A 23,884-nucleotide genomic window follows, 5' to 3' on the forward strand; every position below is an offset into this window, starting at 1 on the left:
ATGAAGTTGGTTGTCAAAGCATGAATTTGATCCGAAGCGCCAATTGATTCACACTTTGTTAACAATTTTTGCCCGCGTCTCAGACGCTGCGCAAAATCCGATGATGAGCAGCCTTGGCGTCAAAACCGATTGCTGACGAGATCTTCGTCAAATCGGTAAAACACGGCGCGAAATTTCAAGAAAGTATACGTTCAACCACGCGCCGCCCGAATTCATGTGTCGGTCCTTCCCAATACGGACTGAGGCGACCGCCGTCATAGGCAGGCGACAGGCGCCCCTGCTGCAGCAGTTCGAGCATACCAAGATCCTCTCGGTTGAGATCATCCCACATTTGCATGAGTTCGGCCCTTGCGTTGGCATGGTCCTCTGACGTCGCAGCATCTCCGATCAGGAAAACATGCAGCTCTTCACGCGTTTTGTTCGGTGCAATTGGATAACTTACTAGAACTGTAAATTGGTCTGGGAAGACTTCGGCGGCGAAATGTGGGAAGCATAAGAACCAAAGACCGCGTTTGGCATCTTCTTGTGACAGATCGGGATAGTGCGGCAGACGATCACCGCGCCCTTCACCCAATTCAGGAAAGATGTAGTCGTTGTAGAATACGTGTTGGTCCCATTCACCCGACCACCGCACGTTCATCGGTGCAAACTTCAAAAGTTTGGGATGCACGGCAAAGACATGATAGCCCTCCATGTAATTCTCGTAGACCAACTTCCAATTGGCATTGACTTCGAAATCGATTTTCCCGGCCCAGCGGATCGATGTGAAATCATAACCCGGCGTACGTGCAAGCATCGGTTTCAACCAGTCCTCCAGCGGCTCTGCATCCCCTGAGATATTGACGAAAACACAGCCGTTCCAGACCTCGCACCGGACCTCTTGTAGATCGAGCTTGTCGCCACCTCCGTCTTTGAAGTGGTCCGTTATATCCGGTCCGTTGAAATGGGGCCGTGCTCGCAGCTTGCCGTTCAGACCATAAACCCAGGCATGATATGGGCAAGTCAGGGTTGATCTCTTGCAGGGTTCAGTGACAAGTTTTGCGCCACGATGCCGGCACACATTGTGCAGTGCGCGAATGGCTCCGTCCTGGTCGCGTAGGATGATCAGTGGCGCACCACCAATGTCGACCGGTTTCATGTCGCCGCGCTCGGGCAATTCCGCGTCAGCCCCCGCAAATACCCACGACCTGCGAAAGCAATGCTCCTGCTCCAATGCCAACCATTCTTTGGACCAATAGGCTGCATTTGGAAGGCCGCTGGCTTCCTCAATCGGGGCAAATGTCTGGACTAACCCTTCTTCACCCAGCAATGCCTTAACCTTTTTGAGGATCGGTGTATCGGGGAACTGGCCACTCATGAGGCCTCCATTCGGATAATTCTTGCGCAACTGGGAAAATTATGCACGGTAAATTTTCATGATCGTCAAGAAAAAACTTCAAACACGCAATCAAGAGTCGCTCAATAAGTTGGGTGAAGACTTACGCGCCCTGCGCAAAGCACAGAACATGACCCTGAACGACCTGTCTGAAACTTCGGGGCGCTCGGTTTCGTTTCTGTCAAAGATTGAACGCGGTCTGGCCCGACCCTCAGTCACGGCGCTGCAGGAGGTCGCCGAAGCACTTGGAGTACCTGTCGGATGGTTCTTTGAGACCGATGGCCCAGCTCCCGCCGAAGAACGCCCCTTTGTCGTGCGCGCCGACAGGCGTCGCAAGCTGACCTATTCCGGGCTTTCAGGGACAGACTATATGGGGTTCGAAGATCACTTGCTGTCCGCCAGCCTTGACCGGCAGCTGGCGATGGGCATTTCCACCTATGAGCCCGGAGGCAGCACCGGCGACGACCTCTATACCCATGAAGGGGAAGAGGCCGGGATGGTGCTGAAGGGTGAAATCGAACTGACCTTGGATAGCCAGGTCTTTCGCCTTCAGGCTGGTGATAGCTTTAGCTTTTCCGCTGACATCCCACACCGTTACCACAATCCCGGCAAAGTCGAGGCCCAGGTCGTCTGGGCCAACACTCCCGTTACCATGAAAAGACAATAGATGACTGAACACACGCGTGTTGTTGTAATCGGTGGCGGCAATATGGGGGCGAGCGTCCTGTACCATCTGGCAAAAGAAGGATGGACAGACGTTGTTCTTGTTGAAAAGGCCGAGCTGACATCGGGGGCCACTTGGCATGCGGCGGGGCTGGTCAGCCGAATGACGGCGGGCCATGCGTTGGGGATCTGTCACGATTATGCGGTGGATCTGTATAAAACCATTGAGGATGAGACCGAGCAGGGCGTCAGCTGGCACAATTGCGGGTCCTTGCGCGTGGCCGCGACCGAGGATCATCGTGCCTGGCTGATGCACACGCGTGACGCGGTACTGGCCCGCGGGCAGGAGTGTCGCTGGGTTACTCCCGAAGAAATCGCCAAGCTGAACCCGATCTATGACACGTCGCATATCATCGGCGGGATTTATACGCCCGATGACGGCCATGTTGATCCGTCGGGCACCTGTCAGGCGATGGCCAAGGGCGCGCGGATGCGGGGGGTCAAAGTGCTGCGCCGCAACCGGGTGACGGATGTGCAGCAGATGCCCTCGGGCGAATGGAAGGTGGTGACCGAGCAGGGCGACATCATCTGTGAGCATGTGGTCAATGCCGGTGGATACCATGCGCGCCAGATCGGGGCCTTCAGCGGGCTCGACCTGCCGATTGTCCCGATGCAGCACCACTATGTGGTCACCGATGCGGTGCCCGAGTTCGAGGCGATGGGTCATGAAATCCCCGTCACCCGCGATGATTACTTCACCGGCTATCTGCGCCGCGAACAGGGTGGGGCGCTGATCGGGCTTTATGACACCCATGATGCGCTGGCCAAATGGCGCGATGGCTGCCCCTGGGACAGCGAGAACGAACTGTTTGAACCCGACTATGACCGTATTATGCCGTGGTTGGAAAAATGCTTTGAACGCTATCCCTGCCTGATGGAGCGCGGCATCAAACGCATCGTCAATGGCGCAATCACATATACACCTGACGGGCACCCGTTGGTCGGGCCTGCGCCGGGCTTGCGCAATCATTGGCTGGCCTGCGGTGCGACCGTGGGCATTGCCTGGGGGCCGGGACTGGGCCGGGCGCTGGCGCAATGGATGGTGCATGGCACGGCCGATATCTCGATGCGCGGGTTTGATCCGCGTCGGTTCCATTCGCGCGTTGATAAAGATTACACCTATCAGCGCTGCCGCGAAAATTACATGACGCGCCTGTCGTTGCCTTATCCACAGTTGCAATATGAAACCTGCCGCGAGATCCGAACCTCTGGCGTGCATGACAGAACCAAGGCGCTGAACGCGGTGTTTGAGGAAGCGGGCGGATGGGAACGCCCGCGGGTCTATGGCAAACCGGAATGGGATGGCAAAGAACCGCAATCATGGAAGCGTGGCCCGTCGTGGGAGGCTGCGCTGGCCGAGGCGCTTGCGGTGCATGAAAGCGTCGGCATTGGCGACTTCTCGGCCTTTTCCAAGTTCGAAATCACCGGACCCGAGGCCGAGGCCTATCTGAACCGCCTTTGTGCGAACAGAATGCCGAAAAAGGTGGGCGGCACGTGCCTGACCCTTTTGCTGAATGAACGAGGCACGATTGAGGGCGAGGCAACGATTGCCCGGCTGGCCGAAGATCGGTTCTGGTTCGTCACCGGCGGCCCCTCAGAGCGCCGGGTCTGGGACTGGATCACGGTTCATCAGCGCGGGTCCGAAGACGTGACGGTCAGGAACCTGTCCGATGACTGGGGTATCCTGACCGTGGCCGGACCCAAGGCGCGCGCGGTGCTGGGTCAGCTCAGCGATGCGTTTCTGGAAAACTCCGATTTCAGGTGGCTCAAGGCGCGCGAAATCGCTGTGGCGGGCATCCCGCTGATCGCGATGCGCCTGTCATTCTCGGGCGAACTGGCGTGGGAACTGCACGCAAACTTGGACCAACTTGGCGAGCTTTGGGATGCGGTTTGGGACGCGGGCAAACCCCATGGCATGGTCCCGTTTGGATCGAAGGCGGTGGAAATGATGCGCATGGAAAAGGCCTATCGCGGTGGGCATGAACTGGCCAATGACACCAGTCCCGTGCACACCGACCAGATGCGCTTTGTGAAATTCGACAAAGAGTTCATAGGCAAAGACGCGCTGCGCAACCTCGCCGAAACCGGCAGCAGTTCGGTTATTGCGTATCTCGACATTGAGCTGGTGGACACAGACGTGCTGGGCGGCGAGGCGGTTTATTTGGATGGCGAGAAAGTAGGGTCGGTTTCCTCAGGCGGGTTCGGCCCGGTAACTGGTCGCAATCTGGCCTTTGCCTTTGTCAAACCAAAGGCAGCGAACCCCGGTACGGCGCTGGAGGTGATCGTATTTGGCCAGATGTGCAAAGCCAAAGTGCTGGCCGATGCGGTGTTCGATCCGAAAAACGAAAGGTTGAAGGTATGAACACTCCTACTGACTTTGGCAAAGCGATACTGCCAGCGCCCGAAATCGATTGGACCAAACTGAACGATTACCGCATGGGCCGCATCCGCGAGGCCATGGCCGAACGGGACGTGGAACTGGCTGTCATTACCAACCCGCTGACCATGCGCTATGCGGTGAATTACCATGAATACATGCAGTTCCAGGCGCGTATCCCGCTGATGATGCTGTTTGTCTTTGCCGACGGCCCGGTGGTCTTCAGCGGCGCGTTCATCAAGGATCTGGACCATGTCACGGAATACATCCCAATGTTCGGGCTTGCGCCATTCCTTGCGGGCTTTGATCAGGTGGAGAATACGCGCAAATTCGTAGACTTCGTCCGCGGCCGTTTGGCCGGCAAAGGGCGTTGCCGTGTGGCGCTTGACCGTTTGGACGCCTCTGCTGTTCAGGGCTTGATGCAGGCCGGGTTCGAGGTCGTCGACGCGCCCGGTTTTCTGGAAAAGGCCCGCTCGATCAAATCAGAGGAAGAAATTACGCTGTGCCGCTATGCAATCGAAGTGGCGCAGCTGGGTATCGCCCGGATGCGCGAAGCCTTCCAGCCCGACATTTCGGAAAACGAGCTGTGGAGCATCCTGAGCCAGGTCAACATCGCCCATGGCGGCCTGTGGTCCGAAGCCCGCATGTTGGCCTCGGGCGAGCGGACAAACCCCTGGCTGCAAGAGGCAGGCGAACGCCGCGTTCAAAAAGGAGAGCTGATGGGCTTTGACACCGATATGGTCGGCCCTTTTGGCTATATGTCCGACATTTCGCGCACTTGGTACTGCGGCGAAGGGAAGGCGCCAAACGCATTCCGAGACCTCTACAAACGCGCTCTGGACGAAATCGAACACAACAAGGCCAATGTGCGACCCGGTGTGTCGTTCAAAGAACTGGTGGACAAGAGCTTCCGCCACCCTGAAGAATTCCACGCGCACCGCTATCCGTGCATCATGCACGGTGTGGGGATGTGCGATGAATACCCCTATGTTCCCTACCCGCAGGACTGGGACGACATTGGCTATGACGGGATCATAGAGGAAAACATGATGATCTGCGTTGAGGGGTATGTTGGATCAGATCGAGGCGGCAGCGGCGTCAAGATCGAGCATCAGTTTCTGGTTACCGCGACAGGTCTCGAACAGCTCGACAGCTATCCTTACGACGAAAACCTGTTGAATTAATAGCCGATGAGAGTTCTGACCGACTGACAACAATTAGGTTGCCAGAGCGTGGTCGCGAGTTTTGCGTGAATCACCAGTGGCTAGGTGAGCGGTCGCACTGCTGCGTTCAGTGTCATGCCGACGCTCAGAACTACTGACGCGAATGCACGCGGAAACAAGTCCCAAAGTACTTGGTGGGCTTTCACTAGGCCTCATTTGCGCGGAGGATTGATGGCTGCTTCGCTTTGGCCGCAGTATGATGAAAGAAATACTTGCGACAGTATTTGCCTGGGAAGATACCCAAACCTGAACCAATGCCTCGGTTCCTGCTGTAAAAGCAGCAAGTTGCCTACAGAGCTGACCGTTTTTTCAATTTGCGATCCTCACGGTATTGAGGTTTCAGCGACGTATTCTGATAGGACTGCTCGGCTACCGTTTTGCCATATCTCAGACACCGTGGACGTAAAGGCATCGGCAAAACGTGTATTGCGCCCAATCTCACCATAGTACTGGGCTTGTTGCAGCCAACACTCTGGGTCAGATCGGGACGCTAATGCGGTTTTTTGCAAGTTCTGCCATTGCGGGTCATTGGGCACGATTTCAGAGCCGTCTTCCCGAACACCGGCACACATTCGGCACCAAAACGCTTCGGCCAGCGCCAGCCCGTTCACAGAAGATCCAGACGCCAATGCGTCGCGCAGCGATGGCAGCAGGAACCCTGGGTGTCGTGCCGATCCGTCAAACGCAACCCTGCGCGTCGTATCGTGAATCGCGGTGTTCGCAAATCGCGTCTCGACCAGCTCAAGATACTCTTTCGCGGTGGTTCCGGGAACGGCGTCGACATGAGGAAGAATTTCTTCGGATTGAACCTTTCCGAAAAAAGCCAGGATGTCCGAATCCTGCATACAGTCGGAAATCGTCGGGACGTTCAAGATTTCCCCGACATTTGCAAGCAGTTGGTGTCCTCCGTTCAAAATCCGCAGCTTCATCGTCTCATAGCTGTGAACATTGTGAGTCAGCGTCACCCCGACCTGTTCCAATGGCGGCCGACCTGCGCAAAAGTCATCCTCGATCACCCATTGGCGAAAGTTTTCGTGCGAGACCGGAGCGCGGTCATCGATGCCAAGTGCCCTGCATTGAGATACTACTTGTTCCGTCGTCGCCGGCACGATGCTGTCGACCATCGAGTTTGGGAACGCGCCGTTTTGGTCGATCCAGTCGGCCAGATCAGGATCGGACATCCGCGCCAAACCTACAACGCAGTTTCGCAGGATTGTCCCGTTGCCCTGAAGGTTATCGCAGCTCAGCGCCGTGAAGGGGGTGATGCCTTTCACTCGTCGTTGTCTGAGGGCTGCAACCATGGCTCCGAAAACTGTGCGTGGTTGGTTTGGGTTGGCCGCGTCATGACGAATGTCTTCGTGATGTGTATCGAAAGCGCCGGTATTGGCGTCCAGATAGTACCCGCCTTCGGTAACGGTTAAGGACACAATACGGATGGAAGGGTCTGCCATCTTGACGGTCAGCGCTGTGTTGCCCGTCTCAATCGGCAGGTAGTCGATCATCGGACCAATCACCTCGGCTGATACGCCGTTCGGATTCAGCTCGATCAGCGTTGTCAGGCAATCCTGCTCCAGCAGCTTACTTCGCATTTCGGCGTCGTAGCTTCGAACACCTGCGCCGATGATCGCCCAATCGCGGGCCTGACCTTGCTGCATAAGCTGGTGAATGTACCAGGCCTGATGCGCGCGGTGAAAATTTCCCAACCCGATATGCACTATGCCCGGCGTCAGATCCGAGGGAGCATATGCAGGTGTCCTGACAGTTACGGGCAGGTCTTCAAGCCTGTCACGCCGCAACCGTACCGGAGTTTTTGCGTTCGCCACGGGGTCCATCAGCTCATCCAGTTCCCACCATCGACGTTGTAGGTTTGGGCGACAATGTATTTCGCATCGTCCGACGCCAAAAACACCGCCATGCCGGTCAGGTCTTCGGCGCAACCCATTCGGCCATACGGCACAGATGCTGCCACTTCGCGTTTCTTTTGACCGGGGGCTTTGCCTTCGTATTTCGCAAAGAAAGCATCCACTCCGTCCCAGTGCTCGCCGTCAACCACGCCTGGAGCTATTGCGTTCACATTGATCCCATGAGTGATCAGGTTCAGCCCCGCAGATTGGGTCAGAGATATGATTGCGGCTTTGCTGGCGCAGTATACCGCGACCAAGGGCTCGCCTCTGCGCCCGGCCTGCGACGCCATGTTGATGATCCGGCCCTTGGTGCCGTGTTCGATCATATGGCGCGCGACCGATTGCATTGTGAACAATGCACCAGCGACGTTGATGTCGAAAACACGGGTGTAGTCGGCGCGCTCGATCTCAACGATTGGTGCGGCCGTGAAGATGGCCGCGTTGTTGATGAGGATGTCGATGGGGCCAAGGCAGGAGGCTGTTTTGGCGACGGCCGCGTCTATGCTCTGCTGTTTGGTCACGTCCATCTCGATTGCAATTGCATCCTCGCCAAATTCGGCGGCTGCGACCTGCGCGCGTTGAAAATCGATGTCAGCGATGGCAACACGTGCGCCCTCGGCCACATAGGCCTTGGCAAAGGCCAGCCCGATGCCCCTTGCGGCCCCGGTGATCAGGGCGGTTTTGCCTGCCAGACGTGTCATTCGATACGCAGACCTTGCGCGTCAAACCGGTGGATTACATCCGTCCGTGGGGTCAGGTGAATGCGATCTCCGTGACGAAATCCAACCTCGCCATCTGCACGGACGGTGATTGTTTCTGCCAGACCGGTTTCGTGCACGTGGAAAAAGGTATCCGATCCGAGATGCTCCGAGACGCTCACAACGCCGGACCAGTCCCCTTCGGTTTCAGAAACCCCAATATGTTCTGGTCTGATCCCGATGGTTTGAGCGCCGTGTTTTGCGGCCTCGGGCCCTTCAATGAAGTTCATCTTCGGTGAGCCAATGAAACCTGCCACGAACAGGTTGCGGGGCGATCGGTACAGCTCTAGCGGGCTTCCAACTTGCTCGATGACACCTGCTTGTAGAACGACGATCTTGTCGGCCATTGTCATCGCCTCGACTTGGTCGTGGGTCACGTAGATCATGGTGGTCGCAAGTCGCTCGTGCAGCTCGCTGATCTCCAACCGCATGCCAACCCGTAGCGCGGCGTCGAGGTTTGAAAGCGGTTCATCGAACAGAAACGCGGCCGGCTCGCGGACAATCGCACGCCCGATGGCGACACGCTGCCGCTGACCGCCGGACAATTGCCCGGGGCGTCGATCCAAGTAGTCGGTCAGGTTCAAGACGCTGGCTGCGCCTTCGACACGCTTGTCGATCTCGGCTTGATCCAGTTTCGCCATACGCAGAGGAAAGGCGATGTTCTTGCGCACCGTCATGTGTGGGTACAAAGCGTAGGACTGGAACACCATTGCCAACCCTCGTTTTGCGGGTGGGACATCAGTGGCGTCCGCGCCGTCGATGTCGATGGAGCCCGAGGTGATATCCTCCAGCCCTGCGATCAGACGCAATAGCGTGGACTTACCGCAACCCGAGGGGCCGACGAAAACGGTGAACTCACCATCCTCAATGGTCAGGTCAAGCGGTGGAATGACCTGCACGTCGCCGAAGCTTTTGGTCACGGACTTGAGTTGAATACGTCCCATGTGTCGTGTTCCTTATTTCACAGCGCCGAAGGTCAGGCCGCGTACAAGTTGTTTCTGGCTGAACCAGCCAAGGATCAGGATTGGTGCAATCGCCATGGTCGAGGCCGCGCTGAGCTTGGCAAAGAACAAGCCCTCGGGGCTGGAATAACTGGCGATGAAGGCGGTCAGGGGGGCGGCGTCGACGGCCGTCAGGTTGAGCGTCCAGAACGCTTCGTTCCAAGCCAGGATGAAGTTCAACAACACGGTCGAGGCGATGCCGGGAATGGCCATTGGGGTGAGGACGTAGAGGATTTCCTCTTTCAGCGTCGCCCCGTCCATCCGTGCGGCTTCCAGAATCTCACCGGGAATTTCGCGGAAATAGGTATACAGCATCCAGACGATGATCGGCAGGTTGATCAGCATCAGGACCACGACCAACCCTCCACGCGTGTCCAGCAAGCCAAGTCTGATGAACAGTAGGTAGATGGGATAGAGTACCCCAACCGCAGGCAGCATCTTGGTGGACAGCATCCAAAGCAGGATGTCCTTGGTACGCTTTGAAGGCACAAAGGCCATTGCCCATGCAGCGGGGACGGCAATGATCACACCCAGAATGGTCGAGCCACCAGCAATGATGACCGAATTCCAAAGGAACCGCATATAGTCCGATCGTTCTTGCACGATGGCATAGTTCTCAAGTGTCCAGTCGAAGTTCAAAAACAGCGGTGGGCTGGCAATGGCCTGCGCCTCGGTCTTGAAGCTGGTCAGGATGGTCCAGAGGATCGGGAAGAAGATCAGCAGTCCGACGGCCCAGGCAAGGGCAGTGTTCAGCGATTTGCGGCGGGTTGTGACGGCGCGGGCCATGGTCTTACCTCCTCACGCGTCCAGGTTCTTGCCGACGATGCGCATCAGGAAGATCGCAACGATATTGGCAAGGATGATGGCATAGACACCTCCGGCTGATCCAAGGCCGACATTTTGGCTTTCCAGCACGCGCTGGAAGATCAGGTAGGTGAGTGTACGGGTGCCGAATGCGCCGCCGGTGGTCACGAAGATCTCGGCGAAGATTGACAGAAGAAAGATAGTCTGGATCAGGATCACGATCGTTATCGCGCGGCTCAGATGCGGCAGGATGATGTGGTAGAAGCGCTTCAGCACCGGCGCGCCGTCCATTTCCGCTGCTTCAAGCTGCTCACTGTCCAGCGACTGGATCGCTGTCAGCAGGATGAGCGTTGCAAAAGGCAGCCATTGCCACGAAACGATCATGATGATCGAGGTCATCGACGCCTCGGACAGCCACGAGATCGGCTCGGCCCCGAAAAAACGCCACAGATGCGCCAGCAGGCCGTTGACCGGGTCCATGAACATGTTCTTCCAGACCAGCGCGGATACGGTCGGCATTACGAAGAAGGGCGCGATCACGAGGATGCGGACAACGCCCTGACCCCACATCGGCTGGTCCAGGAGCATCGCCAGAAGGATACCCAGCACGACCGTTATGACTAGAACGCCGCCAACGATCATCAATGTCGCCTGCACCGCTGGCCAGAAAGAGCTTGAGGAGACAAATCGGACATAGTTGTCGAAGCCAACCCAGCCCAAGTCACCACCACGCAGGGGCAGGTATTTTTTAAAAGAAAAGTACAGCGTCATCGTCAGCGGCACGAGCATCCAGCCAAGCAGCAGGACCACTGCGGGTGCCATCATAAGGCGAGCAACGGATCGGGAATGTTCGGTAGCCATGACGCAAGACCTCTCTGTTCAGGCGTAGCTTAGCCTGCGAGATAAACGCGGGTTAGGGAAGGGTCTGGTGTGGCGGGGGGCAGGGGGCTGCCCGCCCGCTTCAGCTGGGGCCTCAGTAGCCTGCGGCTTCCATTTCTTCGGCAGTAAAGGCCTGAGCTTTTTCAAGCGCTTCTTCCACCGTTTGCTGTCCGGCATAGACCGCCGAGAACTCCTGGCTCACCTGCGTGGCGATGCCTGCAAATTCTGGGATCGCGACGAACTGAATGCCTGTGTAAGGCGTTGGTTGTGCGCAGCAGTTTTGCGGGTCGGCCATCAGGATCGACTCCAAGGTCATGTTCGCAAAGGGAACTTCCTTGTAGTTCGGGTTCTCATAGAGCGAGGTCCGCGCACCGGGTGGTACATTGGCCCAGCCTTCGTTTTCGGCCACCAATTCGATGTAGTCTTTCGAAGTTGCCCATTCGATGAACTGTTTCGCCGCATCCTCTTGCTGTGTGCCGGCCGGAATTGCCAACGCCCAGGCCCAGAGCCAATTGGCGCGCTTGTCTACGCCTTCCGAGTTAGGAGCCAGAGCGAAGCCGACCTTGTCTGCAACGGTCGAGTCATCCGGGTTGGTCACAAAAGACGCCGCAACAGTGGCATCAATCCACATCCCGCACTTGCCTTGCTGGAACAGGGACAAGTTTTCATTGAACCCGTTGGTGGCATAGCCTGCCGGACCCGATTCACTCATCATATCGACAAAGAATGTAAGCGCTTCTTTCCATTCGGGTTGATCGAACTGGGGTTTCCAGTCCTCGTCGAACCAACGCGCACCAAATGAGTTTCCGGTGACGGTAATGAAGGCACCACCTTCACCCCATCCGGCCTTGCCGCGCAGGCAAATGCCGTTGATGTCGTTGTCGCGGTCCGTCATCGCAGCCGCGGCTTCCCGGATAAACTGCCAGGTCGGTGCCTCGGGCATTTCCATGCCGGCCTTCTCCATCAGATCGGTTCGGTACATGATCATCGAACTTTCGCCGTAGAAAGGTGCCGCGTAAAGCGTTCCATCGTGGCTCAGACCGCCAGCCATAGCAGGCAGGATGTCGTCAACGTCATACTCGTCTGACATGCCGTCCAGCGGCACCAGCCAGCCATTTGCGCCCCAGATCGGCGTCTCATACATGCCGATGGTCATGATATCGAACTGACCGCCTTTGGTGGTGATGTCGGTGGTCACGCGCTGGCGCAGTACGTTTTCTTCCAGCGTCACCCATTCCACATCAATGCCGGTCGCTTCGGTGAATTTGTCGGTATAGCCCTGCATCCGGATCATGTCGCCGTTGTTCACAGTGGCGATCGTGATGGATTGTGCATGAGCCGCTGCCGTTGCGACGAAAGTCAGTGCAGTCGCCGCACGAAGTGCGTTCTTCAGATACATCCCTGTCCTCCCTGAGCTTGGATGTCGTACAGAGAGCCTAGAGTGTAAGTTGTCGCGCCGTCAATAAAAACTTTACGCGCGTTAAAAAGTTAAATTATGCAGAATCCCTCAAGACAAGTCGCGCGGGGAACAAGGTTTCAGTGCGCGTTGAGAATTTCCCACCACTTTCAATGAGTTCGAACAAAGTTTCGACGCTTCGGCCGGCTACATTATCGTAGTCATGCGCAGCTGTCGTCAAAGAGGGACAGGTAAACTTTGCGAATGGGTGGTCATCGTTTGAGGCGACACGAAGCGAACAATCTTCTTTCCGACCAACCCGAATCCCTTGTTCGAAACAGGCTGCCAGAAAGCCGATGGCCAACCGGTCGTTGCTGCACAAAACAGAATCTGTCTTCAGCCCGCGCTCTTGCAGGACTTTCAATGCGCCTCGGTGGCCGATCTCTTCAAAGGCCCAGCCTGTGCCATCGACTTTAATGATATGTGGCTCGAAGCCCAACCGCTCCATCACGTCGACATAGGCCTTACGTCGTTTATTCGCGTTTGGGTTTGCGGGCGTGCGCATTTCAAAAAAGGAAGGTGGCTCACCTGTCCTTGTCATGTACTCCACGGTCTGCGACACAAAGCTAAAGTTATCCGAACCGACAAAGGCTGCCCCCAGGCCATCAAGGTTACTGTCGAACAGGATTGTCGGCACATTGGCACAGAACTTTTCGATAGTAGATCTGTCCGAGGTACGCCCCAAAGGTGCCAAAAGCACTCCTGCGGGTTTCAAGGATTGCAGCCCATCCAGGATCTCGTTCTCGAGCTTTTGTTCGCCATGTGAGCTGAACAGGGATGGGCGATAGCCGGCTGCAATGCAGGATTGTTCCAGATAGCGCGCGATTTCGGCAAAGAACGGATCGGCCAGATAGGGCACGACGATGCCAATATTCTTTGTAAGCTTCCGGTTTTGGTTCACTGCATAGATGTTCGGGCGGTAGTCAAACCGTTCCAGCGCCTCCTCTATGCGCGCCCGTGTTGTTGGGCGAACGCTATCGGGATCATGGAAATACTTTGAAACTGTAGGCCGCGATATCCCGCTTAGGGCCGCGAATTCTTCCATGTTCTTAATTTTGGTCATGCCAGTCTGCCTGCGGAACTCAGCCGCCTTAATCTTATCATGTTTTTACATATTCTTTGCGCGCGCCAAGAAAATCAATAGCCAGACAATTTCCACATCTTTGTTTGGGCGGGGCGCGGGCTTCACAAACTCACTTTAGAAAACTCTTGATGCTAAAACAGGGCCACGATGGGCTAGGTCACGGGCAAATGCTCCGGCGCTCTGGGTATAGTCATGGTCGACGCTAAAGTAACAATATTTGAATGTGAGCGCAGGTAAGACTCCGCAGGCGTTACAAAACCGTGGCAATTCCTACGGCGAAAGTTGACCGGGAATGGAGTATTGGGGCGACCCATTTCAGTCGCGAAGGCTAGTAGTTGAATCTCAGCCCAATTCCGGCACCTTGGTCATAGGGGCGGTCTGCACCGATGCCGATCAGAATATCAGCATAGAGAGCAACTCTGGGGCTGAAGTTCTTACCGATCTGGAATTCTGCAGTGGCGGGCCAGGCGTCATTCTCCCAATCGTATGGCGCTTTGATATCCGCTTTGATCCAATACCCATCACCAAACGGCTGAAGCGCAATCAGGCGCATCGCTGTTTGGCTGATATCGGTCGGACCGTTATAGGAAGCGAAGTGTTGGACCAAAGGGATCAAAGTCAATCCGGTGTTCGCATTTGCGAAGGCGAACCCGCCAAATGGTGCAATCTGATCCGATCCGGTTCCGATGCCTTCGTTCGGCTCGCCAAAATCAAGTATCCACTCCAAACCAAGCGCGGATTTGACGCTCCAGGTGTCATTCAGGGGCTGCTGTGAGGGGAAATAGATCAGCTTGAAATTGGTCTTTTCAAATCCACTGAACCGCGTGCCGGTCGCGTTCGTCGAGTTGTAGTGAAGCTCATATTTCAGTTTCAGATTGGGGCGCAACATGTATGCACCGTCGATGAAAGCATCCTGACGGTCGACATCCCCTTCGAGATCGAAATACTGATAGCGAATGTCGGTGTTGTTCACTGCAGCCAGTGGATTTGAAGCATTTTCTTCGGCTTCGGCGGCAGCACCCACCATAAGCTGCGCTGAGGTCAGGAAAGCAGAGCAAAGGGAAATTCGTGACATAGTTCACCTGACGGAATGGGTGCGGGTAATTAGACGGCGGCGGTTTGGTACCGCCGTCTGAATTCGTCATTGCCAGCTAGAGAAAACGTCTCGGGTCAGTTCGCTTTCAGGGCGAAGGTTTTCTATGCCTTCATAAGGCACACCTTTTCCGAGTGGCAGATGGGGGTGCTTTGCGATGGTTTTCTGGTGGCGCTTGACCATGTCCTGGAAGGACGCCCCGGACCAAAGCGAGTACCCGACAAGCGGATGTTCTTCACGTGGGTCGCGATAGACATTGAAAACGGGTGCCGCAGCGCCGGGCTGTCCAGGGGCTGGAAGATGCATCTTGAACTCTTGCTTGACCACCGAGCGTAAGACGGGCCCTTCGTAAACATAAACAAAGTCGCGGCGCGAATTGCCTTCGCCCTCAAGCAACAGCGCCGTCTGGTCAATACCGTCAATCACGCGGTCGCGCGGAATGTGGTCCGTTGCGCCTGCGATACGGGCAAAGGTTGTAAACAGATCCGAGACATGCACGATGTCACCTGCTGCGCTGCCCGGCTCAATCGCGGCGGGCCACCGGATGAACGTATCTGTGCGCACGCCGCCTTCAAGATGCTGTGTCTTGCCGCCGCGATAAATCAGTTGGTTCAGGCCGGACGCTCCTTCGTAGTGATACATCAAGCCATTGTCAGCCATGATCACGACAATGGTGTTGTCTGCTTTGCCGGTTTCATCAAGTTTGGTCAGCACATCCCCGATCCAGCCGTCCAGAACTTGCAACTTGTCGGCATGGAAGCCTCCATTGCGGGATACGGCTTGATCGGGATAGGCAAAGTTCAGTGGATAGAGCGGCCAATACTGCATGAAAAACGGGTTGTCCTGTGCTGCGAGCCGCTCAAGCTGCTCCAGTGCTTGCCGCTGATAGCGCAGGTTCATTTCCTCGTATTTAGCCTGAGTCCACTCTTCGCCCGGCGCCATGTCGACTTCGCGCGCCAGACCGCCAGCTTCCGCTTCAACGCCGGTTACTAGGCCGTAGGGTTTGAACCGCTCGTCCAGCTGGAATTGGTTCGACTGACCCGACGGATGGAAGCCAAGCATGTTGTTAGCAACCATGGCGTCCCGTGTCATCAGGCTGAGCTGAACCTGTTGATGCAAGGGGAAGGCCGCCCAATCAAAACCCTGATTGTGCGGGTAGGCCTGTTCTATATCGCCCTGATGCCACTTCCCGACATGCGCTGTGTTATAGCCTTCTTCCTTCAGGATTTCGGCAATCGTGACCTCCTCGGCTGAAAGACCTTCGCCAACCAACGCTACTTTGACCTCCTCCACGCCGGCACGTACCGGATGGCGACCGGTCAGCATGGCCGTTCGTGTCGGTGTGCAGGAGGGCTCGGTATACATTCTCATCAAAGACATGCCTTGCGTGGCAAAGTCGTTGATGTTGGGCGTGTCGAAGCCGGTGACGTAGTTCATCGTCCGGTTGCCCATCTGACCAAAGCTGACATCGTCTATCAGAATGTAGAGGATATTGGGTGGCTTGCCGCCATTGGCGTCTCGGATCTCGGCAAGCTTTGCTTCAATTTCTGTATCCTGAGCATCCCATTGCTCTCCAAACTGTGCGCGAAGATATTCAAATTCTCCGTCACGAATGATAGGCGCATCCTGAGCAAAGCTCGTGCCTGCCGTCAGCACCATGGCCGCGGTGTGTATCAATACTGACCTCATTGGTATCCCTTCCCCGTGTTTGAATTACATCTTCCCCGCGCGCCGCAGCGATTGGGCAATTTCATCTCGAAGCCCATTCAGGGTTTCACGGATATCGCAGGCGAACCGGTCGGATTCACTTCCCGGCTCAGCGTTTATCGAGAGGTATTCTTCACTCAGAAGCTGGTAGTCCCTGCAAATCTCGTCGAATACAGGATCCCTACGGCGTAAGTCCGCGATTGCGGCCTTGTTCTTGGGAAACAATGTCTCAATGGCGTTGCTTTTCATTTGGGCGGCACGTTTGATGGGTAAGACGTTTTCTCGATCGAACAACAAATTCACTTCTTTTAATAGGTTTATCGGGGCATAATACGGTATAACGAAAGGTGTAACTTTTTGAAAAAATTGTGTTATCCGAGGATCATCAGCAGTGGTGAATGAGGGAATAAACCCTAGTGCCGAGGATGTTCAGGCCGCGCTTCAGCGGCTTGTGAGGTCTTCGACCTTCGAGGGATCACAGAGATTGCAGGACTTTCTTGTGTATGTGGTCGAGGAATCTCTGAGCGGTCGGGCCGACGACATTCGGGCCAAAACGATTGCGATGGATGTCTATGGCGGATCAATGTCCGAGATGCCGCGCCGCGAAAACGTGGTGCGGGTGGATGCTGGTCGCTTGCGCCGCAAGCTTGCCGAATACTACGCCACAGATGGGCGCGACGAGAAAACGGTGTTCGACCTGCCAAAAGGCGGATACGCCCCGCTGATCTCGAAAAGGTTGGGTGAGGCGGCCCTGCCTGAGACCCCAAAGTTCGAAACCAAGGCGACTGCATGGGTAAAGCCAGGTGCAGGGATCGCTGGGGTTTTCTTACTGGGCTGTTGTGTGATTGCTTTTTGGTTGGCTTCGACATGGCAGGACAGCGCAACCGATTTGCCAGTCGACGGCCTGAGCCGAGATGAGCGCAGCGCCATTTTTGATGCCTCTCCAATGCGCCTTCAGGCTGTAAATCTGGCCAATACTGGTCGGGACCTGATCTTTCCGGCCCTGGAACCCGCGCGACTTGACGCGGCCTTGACCATATTCAAAGGGGCGATCGAGAACGACGAAAGCTATTTTGGCGGCCTTGCGGGCGCCGCGCAGGTTGCGGCGACGATTGCTGTGCTGACACCGGATCCCGATCTGGCCAGTAGCATGTTGAGCTACGCAGACACGCGAGCCAATAGGGCCGTCGAGTTGGCCCCGGAAACGGGTTGGAGCCAATCCGCAAAAGCTTGGGTCGAATTCGCCAAAAATAACTGGCCAGAGGCCATGGAGGCTGCCCAAAGAGCACAGCGTTTGGCGCCCAATGACGTTCATGTATTGGAGTTTGTGTCACTGATAATGCTGTACTCGGGTTCGTTTGAAGAAGTCATTGTGATCAGTGAGGACGCGCGGTCGAAATTCGACCTCGAGCGTGGATATGTGTTTCAAAACGCAATGGGGTCGGCCAAGTTTCATTTGAAGGACTACGAAGGCGCTGTATCAGCCTTTGAACAAGCAACCGAAAATGGCGGCCCTGTCGGACCTGTGTCTGTTGCTTACCTGATGGCGTCTTATCAGATGTTAGGCAACGAAAGCAAAGCGCAGGCCCTGTCAGAAAAACTGTCACGTGAGTGGCCCGACAGTCGCGTGGACGCGCTGTTTCAAAAGCTGTTCGCGGACCCAAAATATGGGAAAGACCTTGGTGACGCTATGAGGCAGGCCAATTGGCGACCAAGCCACTCGCGCTAAAGTTGCGCACTTCAGCAGTGGCAATGAAACCTGATGGCCTCGGCGTGGGGTGTGTGGTCACGTGAAAGTCTTGATGGAGCCTAGGGGAAATGTCGCCGAACGCCTAATGCGCTGATAGTAAACACTATTGTAGTGTGTTGGTTTGCAGTGTGTCACACCGAAGTGTGTACAAATGTTTGTTTGTCAGTGCATCTATGGGTCTGGTTTTTTGTTTGCTCTATCAGTTGGTCAACACCCTGTTCCCTTCCACAGTAGTATGCACCATGTGGTCGTTTATTTCTTCCAACAGTGATTTATTGTGTTCTGTTTATCGCGGAGAAGTTGATGCTATCGAAACTATAGTCGCGCAGTATCGCAGTTACCCCTGCTGCACATTGCGCAGGGTAGTTAGACGCAATTGACCATGAGGCGAGCACTATTGTAGACAAAACATAACTTCGACGGCGGCGAGAAAGTCGCGACTGACAGGCGGGCACATGCAATGAAACGGGCATACCAACACTTTTTGAGGGCTGGCCTAGCTGTCCTCTGTCTCGCGTTGGTCGTTTGGTCCGTAACGCCATCATTCTCGCACGCACCGGCGATTTTTGAGACAATCCAAGATCATCTGGAAATGGTCGAGGATCATGGCCACTCACATGGGTTTGAAGAAGACCTCTTTTGGGCGATGCACGGTCATAGCCACGATGTGGCCGATCATGACCACAACCAGGCGTTTCTCTCCAGTGGTCCCAGCACTGCTCCTGAATTGCACATAGGCGAGGCGTGGCGGCGGCTAGCTTCGGCCAACGGCCCCACCCGTAAGTTCAGAATAGACCGACCTCCGCGCGCTTGATCGGCACTGCGCAGTTCATGCGCATCACCGATCAATCTAAATACTAAGCGGAGTTACTCCATGAGAACCTTCATTGAAGGCGTCAGACGCAATTCTAAGCGTCTCGCGTTCTTCGTCCTATCCATGTTGCTGCTATCGACCAGCGCAGCTTTGGCGCATGATGTTACGCCCGGCGATGCTGGCTACATCCAAGAAATCTGGGGCGTGCACATCATCCCCTTCATGTACCTCGGCGCCAAACATATGGTGACGGGCTACGACCATATCCTGTTCCTCCTTGGCGTCGTCTTCTTCCTCTATCGGTCGAAAGACGTTGCAGTCTACGTGAGCCTCTTTGCAGTGGGGCATTCCATCACGATGCTTGCAGGCGTCTGGTTTGGCTGGGGCATCAGTTCATACATTGTGGATGCCATCATTGGGTTGTCCGTTGTCTACAAGGCACTCGACAACCTAGGGGCCTATCAACGTTGGTTCGGCTTTCAGCCCAACACCAAGGCGGCGACTTTCATCTTCGGCCTGTTTCACGGCACCGGCTTGGCCACGAAGATACTCGACTACCAGATCGCACCCGACGGGCTTCTGCCCAACCTCCTGGCGTTCAACGTTGGCGTCGAGATCGGGCAACTTCTGGCATTGGCTGCCATCCTCATCGTCATGGGGTACTGGCGAAAGAGCGCCAAGTTTTTCGAACAAGCCTACACCGTCAATGTCGTCATGATGACCATCGGCTTTGTGCTGATGGGATACCAACTCACCGGCTATTTTGTGGCCGCATAAGGAACCCCACAAATGTTTAACGCAAAGAAACCGAGCCTCGAAGAGTTACCAAGCTCAGCCCAACTCCTTCGGTCCACCATCATCGCGGCTGTCAGCGCCGTGGCAATACTGGTCGCTGTTGTGCTGCCTGCGGAATACGGGATCGACCCAACGGGTGCAGGGCGCGTGCTTGGCCTGACCGAGATGGGTGAAATCAAACAGGACCTGGCGGATGAAGCCGAACAAGACCAACAGCTTCATGGGGCCGATCAGTCGTCAAGCTTATGGGATAACGTATTCGGTCTGTTCGTTGGCAGAGCACTTGCTCAGGAGGCGTGGCAGGATACAATCACGTTCACGCTCGAACCTGGCGAGTTCACCGAGATTAAGGCAACTATGGAAGAGGGCGCGACCCTCTTTTACGCGTGGGCGGCTGAAGGTGGTCGTATCAACTTCGACCTCCACGCGCATGCGGGCGACCAAAACGTGACCTACGAGAAGGGGCGCGGTCAAAACGAAGGCGAGGGCAGTTTTGAAACCCCCTTCGCCGGTGATCACGGCTGGTTCTGGCGAAACAGGGACGATGAGGCGGTAACCGTCACACTCAACCTAAATGGTGCTTACTCGGACATCGTTCGGAGCGAGTAATGTCGCAAGCCGCGCATCAAAACAGTGGTGCGCGGCATCAAAACTCCAGTTCGAGTTCTCAAGTAATTGGTGTATGCCGATTAGTTCACTACCCGAGACGCCTTCTGCGGCCAGTACCCAAACCCACTCTGGAATAATGTCTTCTATTGGTGCGGCAGGTTGCGACTAGCCTGCATCTGTTGAACATCGTCAGGCCAAGTGGAACGTATGTAGGCCAGCACGTCCCATATGTCTTCGTCAGTCAGGGTGCTTTCAAAGCCGGGCATGCCACTGTTAAAGTCTTTAACACCGCGTGCTGCCAACGCGTCTGCCCCACCTAGTTTGGTATACTCGAACAGCAGCTGATTATCATGGTGCCATGTGTGCCCTGTCACGTCATGTGGTGGAGCAGGCAACACTCCGTCATCGTCGGGTGTCTGCCAGTTGGGTTGGCCTTCCAGATTAACTCCATGGCATGAGGCGCAGTGCTCTGCATAGAGTTCCTGCCCATTCGCAAGGTCTCTATCTAACAACTCATGGTCTGCAGCGACGCTGGTACCAATGCAGCATATAGCAAGTGCGGAAAGGTGTTTTTTCATCTCTGCCTACCTTAACTCGGAAGCGTTAGTACGCTCGTGAGTGTGGCTGTTGTCGCCAAAACCACTAATACGACTATTGCCTCCACCTCGATAGATCGGGCGAGGTGTCGCGCTGCTTTAGCATCTCCGCTTTGCATGGACGGAACAAATCGGAGCTTGTTCGCTGCGGCGAGTATCAACAAAAGCCCCACCAGCAACACTTTGAACAACAGTGCCTGCCCGTAGCCAGTGAACAAGAGCCCTTGGAGATTGCCAACAAGCAACCAAGCCATCCAGAGACCTGCCACGATCAAAGTCGGAACAATCAATGCAGCAGCTTGTCCAAACCTGTGCCCCAGTCCAGCAGCATCTGTCAGATGTTCAGGCATGAGAGCCAAACTCCGCAGCGGGCTAAATATGCCCACCCAGAAGGCTACACATAGCAGGTGCAATAGCAGCAAGAGCTGGATGCCGACACTCTCTAGCTCGGGTACGTGCCCGATCTGTGCAAAGGACCACAAAGCCACTGTGCCACCCAACAGTGCGATCCATTGACCAAAGCGAGGAACAGACAGCCCCACAAGGATCAACACTGCGCCGATAAGGCGGTAGACAAAGGCGTCTCCCACGGATGTCTGCCAAAGCAGACCAAGCATTTCTGGATCGACCATGCCGTCAACTCCGCCTGTTAAGGCGGCTCCACGAAGCAGGAAACCAACAACCGTTGCGGCGAGAGCAAGCCACGCTAAGGCTCTAGCTTGGCGTTTTATCCCGAGGCTTATCGGTGCGACAAAGCCGGAATAGAGGTAACTAACAATCACAAGCCCGGTGGACCCCGCAAAGCCGATGTAGAGCCCTAGCTTTGCGAGGATCGAGGCAATACCCCAAATGTCTGGCATGCTCATTCCACGGTAAAGGAAAACTTGCCCTGCATCGCATGGCCGTCTTCACCTAAACCACGCCATTCGATGACATAGGTGCCCGTTCCATTGCTCGGCAGTGGGATCGTGAACTCCTGACCAAAATTTGTCTGGTCGCCCAAATCCAGGCTTACGGCCGAGTGTTCTTCATGGGCCATCTGTATCCGTGTCAACCGGATATCCTTAGAGAAGTTGAGGCCAATTTCAGCGGGCACAGTGGTTATTGTGGCTCCGTCGGCAGGAGTTGTTTCTTCGATCTTGGAATGCGCGAGTACGCCGCTGGGAAGGGCAGCCATGAGTGCGAGTGTTATGAACTTTTTCATGGTCCTGTCCTCAATTTATCCCGTTGGCACGTTGAATTTCACGAATGTACGCGATCACCATGGCAACGTCACCTCGCGTCAGACCTTCCACGGGCGGCATGTCGCCAAACTGCCAATGGTGGCTTCTCACACCTTGTGAAACTGCCCTCTGAAAGGCTTCATCCGCGTGGTGGCTGGGTTCGTAGATCTTGTGGATCAGAGGCGGTCCTGCGCCTTCCACACCGACCGCATTGACACCATGGCAAGAGGCGCAGGAGACCTCAAAGACACGCTGGCCGATTTCAGCGTTACCCTCGATGGGCGGCATCTGAATTGCGACCATAGCATCGCCTTCAAGTGGTTCCTGTGGTGCGGCCTCTTCGATTGAACCGGGCCGAACAGTTGTGAAAGCGGCGACAGCAGCGACGGTGCATAGGCCTATTGTTAAGTATCTTTTTTTCATAGATTGGTCCTGACATTTTGGAAGCTGTTAGTGCTGCGAAACATCGCGAACAGCCGCACGGGCTTGTCGCTTGCGTCCGCAAGGATTTACGCTGCTTCAAAGGTCAGGGGGCCTGTATGGGCTATCTGGTTCATTCAGCTTGGCTTGGGCACTATCCTGGAGCTCTAGGTCAATATCACGTTGACCTTGAGCGGGTTCACCGTTCTCGACGAGCAATACCACTACTTGGCAGATAAAGGGATTACATTCTCCGGTTCCAGAACTCTCTGGGTCATGATGATGACTTGGAACCGAGATGTCACCGCTGCTCATTGCTGATACAGAGTGTTTCGCAGTTTGCGCATGTTCTTCACAATGAATGCCAATGCAACCATTTGATACCGCGTGAGCAACGCCAGCTATGCCGGTCAGGATGACCAGAAAGCTAACCAAAAGCACAAATGGGTATCGCCGGATGACCATGGTGCTGGACGCTACTGCACAGGAGCGTCCATGACAACGCCATACACTTCATCCTAACGGTTCTAGGTGTGGTGCTTGGTCTCGTGCGGGGGGGGGTGGTGTCGTATAGGACAGTGGCCGACGGAAGTTATAAATGCAGTGTCTGTACAGTGAGAGATACGCATGCAGCTTCATTTTGTGTCACACCTGTGTGTCACACCGCTCTAATGCTTGCTATCTAGTTGTATTGTTAGGTTTTGGTGGAGCCTAGGGGAGTCGAACCCCTGACCTCTTGCATGCCATGCAAGCGCTCTCCCAACTGAGCTAAGGCCCCATCATGGTACCGTCGATGCGGTGAGCGGACGTTTAGGAGACAGTGACGGCAAGTGCAAGTCCAAAATTGGATTTGAGCGTGAATTTCCGCCCCGCCTTCAGGTCAAATGAAAAAGGCGACCCTTGGGGCCGCCTTCTGCTTGATCAGTTGTCGTCTTCCGAGGACATGTCGGTAATGTCGTCCAAAGAAACGTCATCATTGTTGTCGTCATCGTCGTCCAGCAGATCGTCATCCAATTCGACGTCAACATTATCGTCATCGTCCAGAACCAGATCCTCTTCTGACGCCTTTTCACGCGCCTTGACCGAAGCTGCATCTTCCGCATCCGCCGCGATCATGCGGCTTTTGGATGTTTCAAGCTCCACGATCTCGCCGGTGTAGGGGCTGATGATCGGGTCCTTGTTCAGGTCGTAGAACCGCTTACCGGTTGTCGGGCAAACGCGCTTTACGCCCCATTCTTCCTTGGGCATGTCAAATCCCCTTGATATCAGGTGAGTCGTCTAAATGATTCAGCT

Annotated in this window: 22 protein-coding genes and 1 tRNA gene; 6 read left to right on the forward strand and 17 right to left on the reverse strand. The window is 55.4% G+C overall.

Features of this window, described 5'->3' with window-relative positions; all coding sequences use genetic code 11:
- Window positions 1-175: 175 nt before the first annotated feature.
- The gene (locus GS630_RS17425; protein WP_171619888.1) at window positions 176-1,357 is read right to left on the reverse strand and encodes an aromatic ring-hydroxylating dioxygenase subunit alpha; all 1,182 of its coding nucleotides are present in this window, start codon (window positions 1,355-1,357) and stop codon (window positions 176-178) included.
- 58 nt (window positions 1,358-1,415) lie between these two features.
- Here GS630_RS17425 and GS630_RS17430 point away from each other — a divergent pair, with 58 nt between their 5' ends.
- The 3 genes from GS630_RS17430 to GS630_RS17440 are packed head-to-tail and all read left to right on the forward strand — an operon-like array spanning window position 1,416 to window position 5,659.
- Window positions 1,416-2,042, forward strand: a complete 627-nt coding sequence (locus tag GS630_RS17430) for a cupin domain-containing protein (RefSeq protein ID WP_171238415.1) — start codon at window positions 1,416-1,418, stop codon at window positions 2,040-2,042.
- Window positions 2,043-4,460, forward strand: a complete 2,418-nt coding sequence (locus GS630_RS17435; protein WP_171712145.1) for an FAD-dependent oxidoreductase — start codon at window positions 2,043-2,045, stop codon at window positions 4,458-4,460.
- Window positions 4,457-5,659: a Xaa-Pro peptidase family protein gene (locus GS630_RS17440; RefSeq protein WP_171238413.1), complete on the forward strand. Its 1,203-nt coding sequence runs from the start codon at window positions 4,457-4,459 to the stop codon at window positions 5,657-5,659. The genes GS630_RS17435 and GS630_RS17440 overlap by 4 nt, the downstream gene beginning before the upstream one ends.
- Before the next feature lie 362 nt (window positions 5,660-6,021).
- Here the strand turns inward: GS630_RS17440 and GS630_RS17445 are convergent, their stop codons facing one another.
- The 10 genes from GS630_RS17445 to GS630_RS17490 form a co-directional block, all read right to left on the reverse strand.
- Window positions 6,022-7,530: a mannitol dehydrogenase family protein gene (locus tag GS630_RS17445; protein ID WP_171619884.1), complete on the reverse strand. Its 1,509-nt coding sequence runs from the start codon at window positions 7,528-7,530 to the stop codon at window positions 6,022-6,024.
- Window positions 7,530-8,303, reverse strand: coding sequence for an L-iditol 2-dehydrogenase (locus tag GS630_RS17450; RefSeq protein ID WP_171619881.1), 774 nt, complete (start codon window positions 8,301-8,303; stop codon window positions 7,530-7,532). Before GS630_RS17450 ends, GS630_RS17445 begins: the two co-directional genes overlap by 1 nt.
- The gene (locus tag GS630_RS17455) at window positions 8,300-9,304 is read right to left on the reverse strand and encodes an ABC transporter ATP-binding protein (RefSeq protein ID WP_171619879.1); all 1,005 of its coding nucleotides are present in this window, start codon (window positions 9,302-9,304) and stop codon (window positions 8,300-8,302) included. The genes GS630_RS17450 and GS630_RS17455 overlap by 4 nt, the downstream gene beginning before the upstream one ends.
- A 12-nt stretch (window positions 9,305-9,316) precedes the next feature.
- The gene (locus tag GS630_RS17460) at window positions 9,317-10,147 is read right to left on the reverse strand and encodes a carbohydrate ABC transporter permease (RefSeq protein WP_170614620.1); all 831 of its coding nucleotides are present in this window, start codon (window positions 10,145-10,147) and stop codon (window positions 9,317-9,319) included.
- Window positions 10,148-10,159: 12 nt separating this feature from the next.
- The gene (locus GS630_RS17465) at window positions 10,160-11,026 is read right to left on the reverse strand and encodes a carbohydrate ABC transporter permease (protein WP_171181732.1); all 867 of its coding nucleotides are present in this window, start codon (window positions 11,024-11,026) and stop codon (window positions 10,160-10,162) included.
- A 112-nt stretch (window positions 11,027-11,138) separates the two neighbouring features.
- Window positions 11,139-12,443 (reverse strand): sugar ABC transporter substrate-binding protein, encoded by a 1,305-nt coding sequence (locus tag GS630_RS17470; protein WP_171181730.1) that lies wholly within the window; start codon window positions 12,441-12,443, stop codon window positions 11,139-11,141.
- 94 nt (window positions 12,444-12,537) lie between these two features.
- Window positions 12,538-13,563: a LacI family DNA-binding transcriptional regulator gene (locus tag GS630_RS17475; protein ID WP_171181728.1), complete on the reverse strand. Its 1,026-nt coding sequence runs from the start codon at window positions 13,561-13,563 to the stop codon at window positions 12,538-12,540.
- A gap of 349 nt (window positions 13,564-13,912) precedes the next feature.
- Entirely contained in the window at window positions 13,913-14,659 is a 747-nt protein-coding gene (locus tag GS630_RS17480) for a hypothetical protein (RefSeq protein WP_171235947.1), read from the reverse strand.
- A gap of 66 nt (window positions 14,660-14,725) precedes the next feature.
- Window positions 14,726-16,354 carry a sulfatase-like hydrolase/transferase gene (locus GS630_RS17485; protein ID WP_253285875.1) on the reverse strand — a complete coding sequence of 543 codons (1,629 nt, stop codon included), beginning with the start codon at window positions 16,352-16,354 and terminating at the stop codon, window positions 14,726-14,728.
- 36 nt (window positions 16,355-16,390) lie between these two features.
- The gene (locus GS630_RS17490) at window positions 16,391-16,633 is read right to left on the reverse strand and encodes a hypothetical protein (protein WP_171181722.1); all 243 of its coding nucleotides are present in this window, start codon (window positions 16,631-16,633) and stop codon (window positions 16,391-16,393) included.
- A gap of 235 nt (window positions 16,634-16,868) precedes the next feature.
- On the opposite strand from GS630_RS17490, the gene GS630_RS17495 reads away from it, so the two are divergent.
- From GS630_RS17495 to GS630_RS17505, 3 genes are all read left to right on the forward strand, one after another.
- Complete coding sequence (locus GS630_RS17495) at window positions 16,869-18,113, forward strand: adenylate cyclase (protein WP_171619877.1); 1,245 nt, start codon at window positions 16,869-16,871, stop codon at window positions 18,111-18,113.
- Window positions 18,114-19,071: 958 nt separating this feature from the next.
- Window positions 19,072-19,725: a HupE/UreJ family protein gene (locus GS630_RS17500; RefSeq protein WP_245223309.1), complete on the forward strand. Its 654-nt coding sequence runs from the start codon at window positions 19,072-19,074 to the stop codon at window positions 19,723-19,725.
- A gap of 12 nt (window positions 19,726-19,737) precedes the next feature.
- The gene (locus GS630_RS17505; RefSeq protein WP_171619875.1) at window positions 19,738-20,352 is read left to right on the forward strand and encodes a transmembrane anchor protein; all 615 of its coding nucleotides are present in this window, start codon (window positions 19,738-19,740) and stop codon (window positions 20,350-20,352) included.
- A 143-nt stretch (window positions 20,353-20,495) separates the two neighbouring features.
- On the opposite strand, the gene GS630_RS17510 is transcribed toward GS630_RS17505, so the two are convergent.
- The 6 genes from GS630_RS17510 to GS630_RS17535 form a co-directional block, all read right to left on the reverse strand.
- Complete coding sequence (locus tag GS630_RS17510; RefSeq protein ID WP_171181712.1) at window positions 20,496-20,930, reverse strand: c-type cytochrome; 435 nt, start codon at window positions 20,928-20,930, stop codon at window positions 20,496-20,498.
- A gap of 11 nt (window positions 20,931-20,941) precedes the next feature.
- Entirely contained in the window at window positions 20,942-21,808 is an 867-nt protein-coding gene (locus GS630_RS17515) for a copper resistance D family protein (RefSeq protein ID WP_171619873.1), read from the reverse strand.
- A 2-nt stretch (window positions 21,809-21,810) separates the two neighbouring features.
- Window positions 21,811-22,152, reverse strand: coding sequence for a copper resistance CopC family protein (locus GS630_RS17520; protein WP_171181708.1), 342 nt, complete (start codon window positions 22,150-22,152; stop codon window positions 21,811-21,813).
- Between the two features lie 10 nt (window positions 22,153-22,162).
- Window positions 22,163-22,594 (reverse strand): cytochrome c, encoded by a 432-nt coding sequence (locus tag GS630_RS17525; protein WP_171619861.1) that lies wholly within the window; start codon window positions 22,592-22,594, stop codon window positions 22,163-22,165.
- 699 nt (window positions 22,595-23,293) lie between these two features.
- A tRNA-Ala gene (locus GS630_RS17530) sits at window positions 23,294-23,369 on the reverse strand.
- 143 nt (window positions 23,370-23,512) lie between these two features.
- Window positions 23,513-23,839 (reverse strand): TIGR02300 family protein, encoded by a 327-nt coding sequence (locus GS630_RS17535; RefSeq protein WP_171181290.1) that lies wholly within the window; start codon window positions 23,837-23,839, stop codon window positions 23,513-23,515.
- Window positions 23,840-23,884 lie beyond the last annotated feature (45 nt).

It is taken from the genome of Ruegeria sp. HKCCD7303 (genome assembly GCF_013111185.1).
Classification (GTDB): Bacteria; Pseudomonadota; Alphaproteobacteria; order Rhodobacterales; family Rhodobacteraceae; genus Ruegeria.